Below are 6,705 nucleotides of genomic sequence, written 5' to 3'. Positions count from 1 at the left end.
TTCCATTCAACTAATGTGATATTATATTTTTCACTCAATGACACAAATTTATCTTTGGCATAATCCGAAATCGTATCATCTATTACTTTTCTTCGATACTTCACAACTAACACAAGATGGTAATGCATCAAAAATACTGAATGATTGTTACTGTCTAATTTCATTGTTATCTCAATCCTTGTACTTAATAAGACTGATTATACTATAATAAGAAAAAAGACAAAATAAAAAACCTTTGGGCTGTCGCCCAACCGACATTCATCTCCCCCTTATCGTCGGCTACGCCCTTCACACGCTTGAAGAGGGAGACTTCTTTCGGAAGTGCGTTAAAGGTAATACCCTTTACAAAATGATCAGAATGTTCGCCTAGAACTTTAAGCTGATCTAATTCAAACACCCAATCCGTAATAACCTCTTCTTTATAAGATATTGCAACAGATACATTTTCAAGCGCAACGTCAGACTTCCTTTCAAAGGAATAGGTAGAAGGAAAATACAACGTATTATCCGCATTCACAAGTGTTAAATCATGTATATATACGTCATGACCATTCACATCAACTTTATAGACCTGTAACTTCTGTTGCTGATTAGTATAAAAAACCGCACCAATCACTAGAAAAACAGCTACTAGTACCCACGTTTTTTTCATTTGGTTCTCCTTTCTATTCTTAATTTTAGCACGCACTCTCACTCTTTTTAACATAGTATAATTGAGCTAACCTCACCTAACATTCTAACCAATGTTTGAGGAAGGTGTCTTCTCGCTCTAAAATTATAAACAAAACCTTATTATCTTCATAATACATGATACATACTTTTTTAAAAATAAATCCATTTTTATCCGAAAATATCTTTCTCAGCTCATTAAACAATTCATTTTTAATCTACTGATTGCTAGTTGAGCAAGGATATGACTTAAGATGCCAACAAAAAACCTCCAAGTTACTAGATGATACATCTAATAACTTAAGAGGCTATAATCAATTACTTAGTATATTCAGCACAAATCGCTTTTAAATCAACTACTAGCTGATCTGCTTCTTCCCACGTTTTTACCTTTGCTCCAGAAGCAAGTGGGTGCCCACCTCCGTTATACTTAGCCGCCAATCCATTAATATGCGGACCTTTAGAACGTAATCTTACCCGGATTTGAGTCGGTTCTTCAACAAAAATAACCCAAGCATTGATACCTAATACATCCCCATAAGTACCAACCAAAGCACTCGTTTCTTCAGACGTAACATTGTACTCTTTCAAAATATTAGCAGTGAGTTTAACGTAAGTTACGCCTTCTTGTGATAAATCAAGCTGAGTAAGTAAGTAACCTTTTAGCCTTGCCACAGCCGGCTTCGTTTCGTAAAGTTGATTGTATAATAACGTGCGATCAAACATATATCGAACTAATTCCGCCGCTACGTGAAGGGTTTGTTCTGTCGTACTAGGATACAAGAATCGGCCGGTATCACCAATAATCCCTGCATATAACAACCTAGCGGCCTCATCAGTCAGGGTCATTTTATTCTTACCACTTGTCGCTAGTTGATAAACCATTTCTGATGTTGAACTCATCGATGGATCTACCCAAGATACATCACCGTATGAATCAACCTCTGGATGATGATCAATTTTGATTAGGGCTTTACCGCATGTATATCTCTTATCATCAATCCTTGGTGTATTCGCTGTATCACAAACAATCACAAGAGCCTCTTGGTACAAATCGTCTGTGACAACATCCATTTCACTTAAAAATGCCAAGGACGGTTCCGTATAACCCGTCACTTTCACTATTTTATCACGATAGGTTGCTTCAATTATTTTTTTTAAACCGACTTGTGAGCCTAACGCATCAGGGTCAGGTCTTTCATGACGGTGAATAATAATCGTGTTAAATTGTTCGATCTTAGCTAAAATTTCGTCAATCATATACTATCCTCCCTAATAGCGGTCAATTAATTGACCAATTAAAATCGCCTTTCCTACTATCTCTTTGTCATGATACAACTCAATATCTATTTTTACCGATTTACGTCCCATCTCTAATATTTTAGGGTGAATCGTTACTAAATTATCAATTTGAACAGGCTTAATAAAGTATATTGAAATATTTTCGGCAACTAAATCCCCTTTTTTCATATTGATTAATAAGCGGCTCGACACCTCTGTTATAAAAGAGACGAAGACACCGTTAGAAAGCGTTCCTAAAGCGTTCGTCATTTGCGGGGTGACTTTAGAAGAGAACACAAGGCCCGTTCCATCCTTTTCTACCGATAACTCACTTGTAATAATATCATCAATTGTCTCACCAACTTGTGGTTGTCTATTGACATGTTGTAATGCTTTAAGTACGTCTTGTCTCGAAATTAAACCAATGAGACGATGATTCCCATCTTCAACGGGAACGATTTCAATACCTTCCCAAACCATCATATGAGCGGCATAAGCTAAAGATGTCTCCTTAAGCACTGTAATCGGGTTTTTTGTCATCACCTTTTCAACTGGCAAATCGTTTGCTTTCCCAATAATATCTTTAGATGTCACAATACCCACGACGCGCATTTGATCATCTACAACCGGATAGCGTGAATGTGTCGTTTGGTCTTTTAAATGATACCATTTTTGGAGCGGATCTGTTCTTCTAAGATAATGTGTTTTTTCATAAGGTGTATATATATCACCAACTAAGACAATCTCTTTTTTAATAAGTTGGTCATAAATTGCTCGGTTAATCATCGCTGCTACAGTAAATGTATCATAACTTGTCGAAATAATTGGTAAATCCAACTCGTCTGCCAGACGTTTGATGGATTCATCTGTGTCGAATCCACCTGTAATAAGAACAGCCGCACCCTCTTCTAAGGCTAAGCGATGCGCTTCTGATCTGTTACCAATAATAAGAAGGGAGTCTTTCTCTAAATAGCGCAACATTGCGTCCGTTTTCATTGCACCGATTACAAATTTATGTAATGTTTTATGTAATCCTTCACGTCCACCAAGTACCTGACCATCAACAATACCAATAATTTCAGCATAAGTTAAGTGTTCAAAGTTCTCTTTCTTTTTTTGTTCAATTCTGATTGTACCAACACGTTCAATCGTACTAACGAGACCGCGTGTCTCGGCTTCTTTAATAGCGCGATAGGCAGTCCCTTCACTCACATTGAGGTCTTTAGCAATTTGTCTTACGGAAATTTTATTACCTATTTTTAACGTTTCGATATGATTTAAAATCTGTTCATGTTTTGTTGCCAAGGTCATTCACCTTACTTTCTAAACTGTACTAACATTTTTGATTACAGTGTTATTATACAGTTCTTAAGTCATGAATGCAATTTATCACTATATTTAAAAAATACCAGCTAAGATGTTTAAAGGTAATAGTTTAGTGGAATAGTTGAATATATTAAAGTATAGGAGTGATGAAATATGCCAGCTGAAGAATACAAACGAATTGTGATTGCCGTCGATGGGTCGCAAGCGTCTCTTAAAGCATTTAAAAAAGCTGTACAAGTTGCTAAACGTAATGATGGAGATTTAATTATTGCGCATGTTGTTGATACAAAAACGATTTCTACCGCTGAAACATATGACCAATCAATGATTAACCGCTCTGAATCTTATGCTTCAAAATTATTAAATGATTACAAACAACAAGCTGAGAAAGCAGGGGTCAGAAAAGTAGAAACACATATTGATTACGGTTCTCCTAAAGTCCGTATTCCTAAATATGTAGCGAAATCATTCAATGCAGATTTAATTATGTGTGGTGCCACAGGACTAAACGCGGTCGAAAGATTTTTAATTGGCAGTGTATCAGAAAATATCGTCCGTTATTCACCTTGTGATGTACTTGTTGTAAGAACAGACGATGATGTTGAAGAAGAATGAATAGCGTTAGCTAAGTGATAATAAAAGGGTGTGCGTACTCAAAAAGTACGCACACCCTTTCTTGTCGATTTTAGGATCTTGTTAAGAATTAAAAGCTAGGCGTTGCACATCGCGCGCAATCATAACTTCCTCATTCGTTGGAATAATAATAACTTTTACTGGAGAATGCGGATAATTTACAAATGTTTCTTTACCACGCACATCATTACGCGCAGGATCCCAGTAAACGCCCATGAATTCTAGTCCTTCTAAGACACGTTCACGAACAGCCTTACTGTTTTCACCGATACCAGCCGTAAAGATAATCGCATCAACACCATGCATTTTTGATGCATATGAACCGATGTATTGGTGGATACGACCAGCAAAGATTTTAAGCGCTAGTTCAGCACGCTCATCACCTTCAGCGGCGCGGTCTTCGATATCACGTAAGTCACTTGAGAAACCAGATAAAGCAAGCATACCACTTTCTTTATTCAATACGTGAAGTACTTCGTTAACATCTTTACCTGTTTTGTCCATGATGTATGGCACTAAGGCAGGGTCTAAACTTCCTGAACGCGTGCCCATTGTGACACCCTCAAGTGGTGTAAAGCCCATTGTTGTATCAATTGATTGACCATTTTGAATAGCTGCAACACTCGCACCATTACCGATGTGGCAGGCGATGAGACGTAACTTGTCTAATGGCTCACCTAATAGTTCAGCTGCTCGTTCTGATACATACTTGTGACTTGTGCCGTGGAAACCATATTTACGAATACCAAATTGCTCATAATACTCATATGGTAAGCTGTATAAGTATGATTCAGGTGGCATTGATTGGTGGAAAGCTGTATCAAACACAGCAACCGCTGGTACATTGGGTAATAATTCTTTAAATGCACGAATCCCCGTTAAGTTAGCCGGGTTGTGTAATGGCGCAAGTTCTGAAACTTTTTCAATTTCAGCAATGACGTCATCATCCACTACGACTGAATCACTAAAACGTTCGCCACCGTGGACAACGCGGTGACCGATGCCTTCAATTTCATCAAGTGATTTAACGACACCTGACGCTTGAAGACGCTCAAGTAAAATTTCAACCGCTTTTCCGTGGTTAGGTATTTCCGTTGTTAGTTTGTCTTCATTATCACCATATTCTAATTTGAATACAGCTTGGTCAAGACCAATACGTTCTACTAAACCTTTGGCGATTTCTGTTTCTTCAGGCATTTCAATCAATTGAAACTTGAGTGATGAACTGCCGGCGTTGATTGCTAATACTTTAGTCAAGATAATTCAATCCTTTCGATTCCCTTTTTAGTCTGTTTACATACCATCACTATTTTAACGAATAATCGACATGAATTGCAACAACAAAGTCTTTTGTAAGCGCTCCATAAAAGTATTCAGACTATTCAATTCTTATTTTTGGTAGTGATCAAACCACGCATTCATTTTCATAATAATATTTTCCGTCTTTTGCAGGTCTTTAAAGCTCGGTAATTTCACCATCAACGCTTCTTTTGGCGCCTTTGTTTTTTCACCTTTTTTCTGCAAGATAAATAAACTTTTCTGTTGGTCTTTTGCCTTGAAACTTTCTTCAGGCAATTCAAGTAAACCAACCACATGCGCGCGCTCTTGAATCATCTTGTGTAGGTTCGGTGCTTGTTCACTGTTAAACAGATGATTCGGCACAACTACGATTATAAAACCTTCCGGTTTAATATACGTTAAGCTTTGTTCAATTAATAAGTGATGCGCATACGTGTGACCTTCTTTTGCTGCAACTTTGAAGTCTTTAGCTCTTTCATCATCAGGATAATACCCAATCGGTAAGTCGGCAATGACCACATCAACCGGGTCCAATAATAATGGTTGAATGCTGTCTTGATGGAAGAATTCAATCCGGTGTTTTTGCAAGTCTGCACTTAGTAAACTCAGATCTAACATAGTCTCGTCTACTTCGGCACCATATGCCTGGACCGATTTTGACAGTTGATTCATCACCGCTGTTAACATATTTGCTGTTCCAACGACAGGGTCAAAGAGGCGAATGGGTTCTTTTGAAGTCATGAGCTTTTCAACTAAATAACTGACATAAAAGCCGACCATATCAGGTGTGACCATGTACTTATCATACGTTGCCCCTTTAAAACTTTTTAATACCGCAAATTGAATCACTTTTCTAATCGTTTCTTTATCAGCTTGAAGTAAGCCACTCTCTTGTAACTGTTCGACAAAATCTCGGTTCTCACCTGTGAAGTCGTTTTTTTCCTCTTCTTCAAGCAAGGATAAATTCAATGTATGAACGAGTGCATCTAAATACGTTAACCCCTCTTGGTCTTTTAGCTTATTGATTGAATCGTCTAATCGGTTAAATAATGTTTCAAATGTTTCCATGAAAACACGCCCTTTCTCAAGTTTCACAGTATATCATATCTTTACCTTACTGACGAATGATTTGCGAAAAATGCCCGTGTCAAGTTGGTTTCGATAAGTTTATTAAATGACTCAATTTTTGCACCACAAAATCGGCAGATAGGCCTTGATATAACTAGGTAAGACACCAAACCATTGTTGGCGTTTGCTTTTAATAATATTTTGTTTTTTATTATTAGTTAGTTTAAGGGTATCTAAAAGAAGCTCGAAGAGCTGATATAATGCATGAGCTCAATCAGGTTCGGCACCTAACGCTTAAAAGATACCACCTAGTGTTAGAATATCATTGTTACAGCGATTTTGCCAAGAAAGGGAGCTATATCGAGTAAATGCACTGGTTGTATGACGGATTAACGTATCGTATTGAATAACTTTAAAACTCCTTCTGAA

At 37.4% G+C, this 6,705-nt stretch carries 7 protein-coding genes; 1 reads left to right on the top strand and 6 read right to left on the bottom strand.

The genetic code is table 11. From position 1 onward, the window contains the following. From BM163_RS09130 to BM163_RS09115, 4 genes are all read right to left on the bottom strand, one after another. A partial coding sequence (locus tag BM163_RS09130; protein WP_177200250.1) for a transposase occupies positions 1 to 164 on the bottom strand: 164 nt, incomplete at its 3' end. A 38-nt stretch (positions 165 to 202) separates the two neighbouring features. After that, entirely contained in the window at positions 203 to 652 is a 450-nt protein-coding gene (locus BM163_RS13775; RefSeq protein ID WP_089802386.1) for a hypothetical protein, read from the bottom strand. Between the two features lie 335 nt (positions 653 to 987). Further along, positions 988 to 1,929, bottom strand: a complete 942-nt coding sequence (locus BM163_RS09120) for a DHH family phosphoesterase (protein ID WP_089802384.1) — start codon at positions 1,927 to 1,929, stop codon at positions 988 to 990. Between the two features lie 12 nt (positions 1,930 to 1,941). Beyond that, positions 1,942 to 3,255: a DRTGG domain-containing protein gene (locus BM163_RS09115; protein ID WP_089802390.1), complete on the bottom strand. Its 1,314-nt coding sequence runs from the start codon at positions 3,253 to 3,255 to the stop codon at positions 1,942 to 1,944. 174 nt (positions 3,256 to 3,429) lie between these two features. Here BM163_RS09115 and BM163_RS09110 point away from each other — a divergent pair, with 174 nt between their 5' ends. Next, on the top strand, positions 3,430 to 3,891 hold the full coding sequence (locus tag BM163_RS09110; RefSeq protein ID WP_089802382.1) for a universal stress protein: 462 nt from the start codon (positions 3,430 to 3,432) through the stop codon (positions 3,889 to 3,891). 81 nt (positions 3,892 to 3,972) lie between these two features. Here the strand turns inward: BM163_RS09110 and BM163_RS09105 are convergent, their stop codons facing one another. Together BM163_RS09105 and BM163_RS09100 are read right to left on the bottom strand one after the other, a co-directional pair. After that, the gene (locus BM163_RS09105) at positions 3,973 to 5,166 is read right to left on the bottom strand and encodes an acetate kinase (protein WP_089802380.1); all 1,194 of its coding nucleotides are present in this window, start codon (positions 5,164 to 5,166) and stop codon (positions 3,973 to 3,975) included. A gap of 132 nt (positions 5,167 to 5,298) precedes the next feature. Further along, positions 5,299 to 6,276 carry a class I SAM-dependent methyltransferase gene (locus tag BM163_RS09100; RefSeq protein WP_089802378.1) on the bottom strand — a complete coding sequence of 326 codons (978 nt, stop codon included), beginning with the start codon at positions 6,274 to 6,276 and terminating at the stop codon, positions 5,299 to 5,301. Positions 6,277 to 6,705 lie beyond the last annotated feature (429 nt).

The sequence above is a fragment of the Halolactibacillus alkaliphilus genome, from assembly GCF_900115465.1.
Lineage (GTDB): Bacteria > Bacillota > Bacilli > Bacillales > Amphibacillaceae > Halolactibacillus > Halolactibacillus alkaliphilus.
Note: the sequence above shows the minus strand (reverse complement) of the source record. Positions and strands in the feature narration are given on the sequence as shown.

What these genes read in the sequence shown, in the direction of transcription:
- BM163_RS09120 (WP_089802384.1), bottom strand. Translation starts at nt 1,929, where the DNA reads ATGATTGACGAAATTTTAGCTAAGATCGAACAATTTAACACGATTATT.
- BM163_RS13775 (WP_089802386.1), bottom strand. Translation starts at nt 652, where the DNA reads ATGAAAAAAACGTGGGTACTAGTAGCTGTTTTTCTAGTGATTGGTGCG.
- BM163_RS09100 (WP_089802378.1), bottom strand. Translation starts at nt 6,276, where the DNA reads ATGGAAACATTTGAAACATTATTTAACCGATTAGACGATTCAATCAAT.
- BM163_RS09110 (WP_089802382.1), top strand. Translation starts at nt 3,430, where the DNA reads ATGCCAGCTGAAGAATACAAACGAATTGTGATTGCCGTCGATGGGTCG.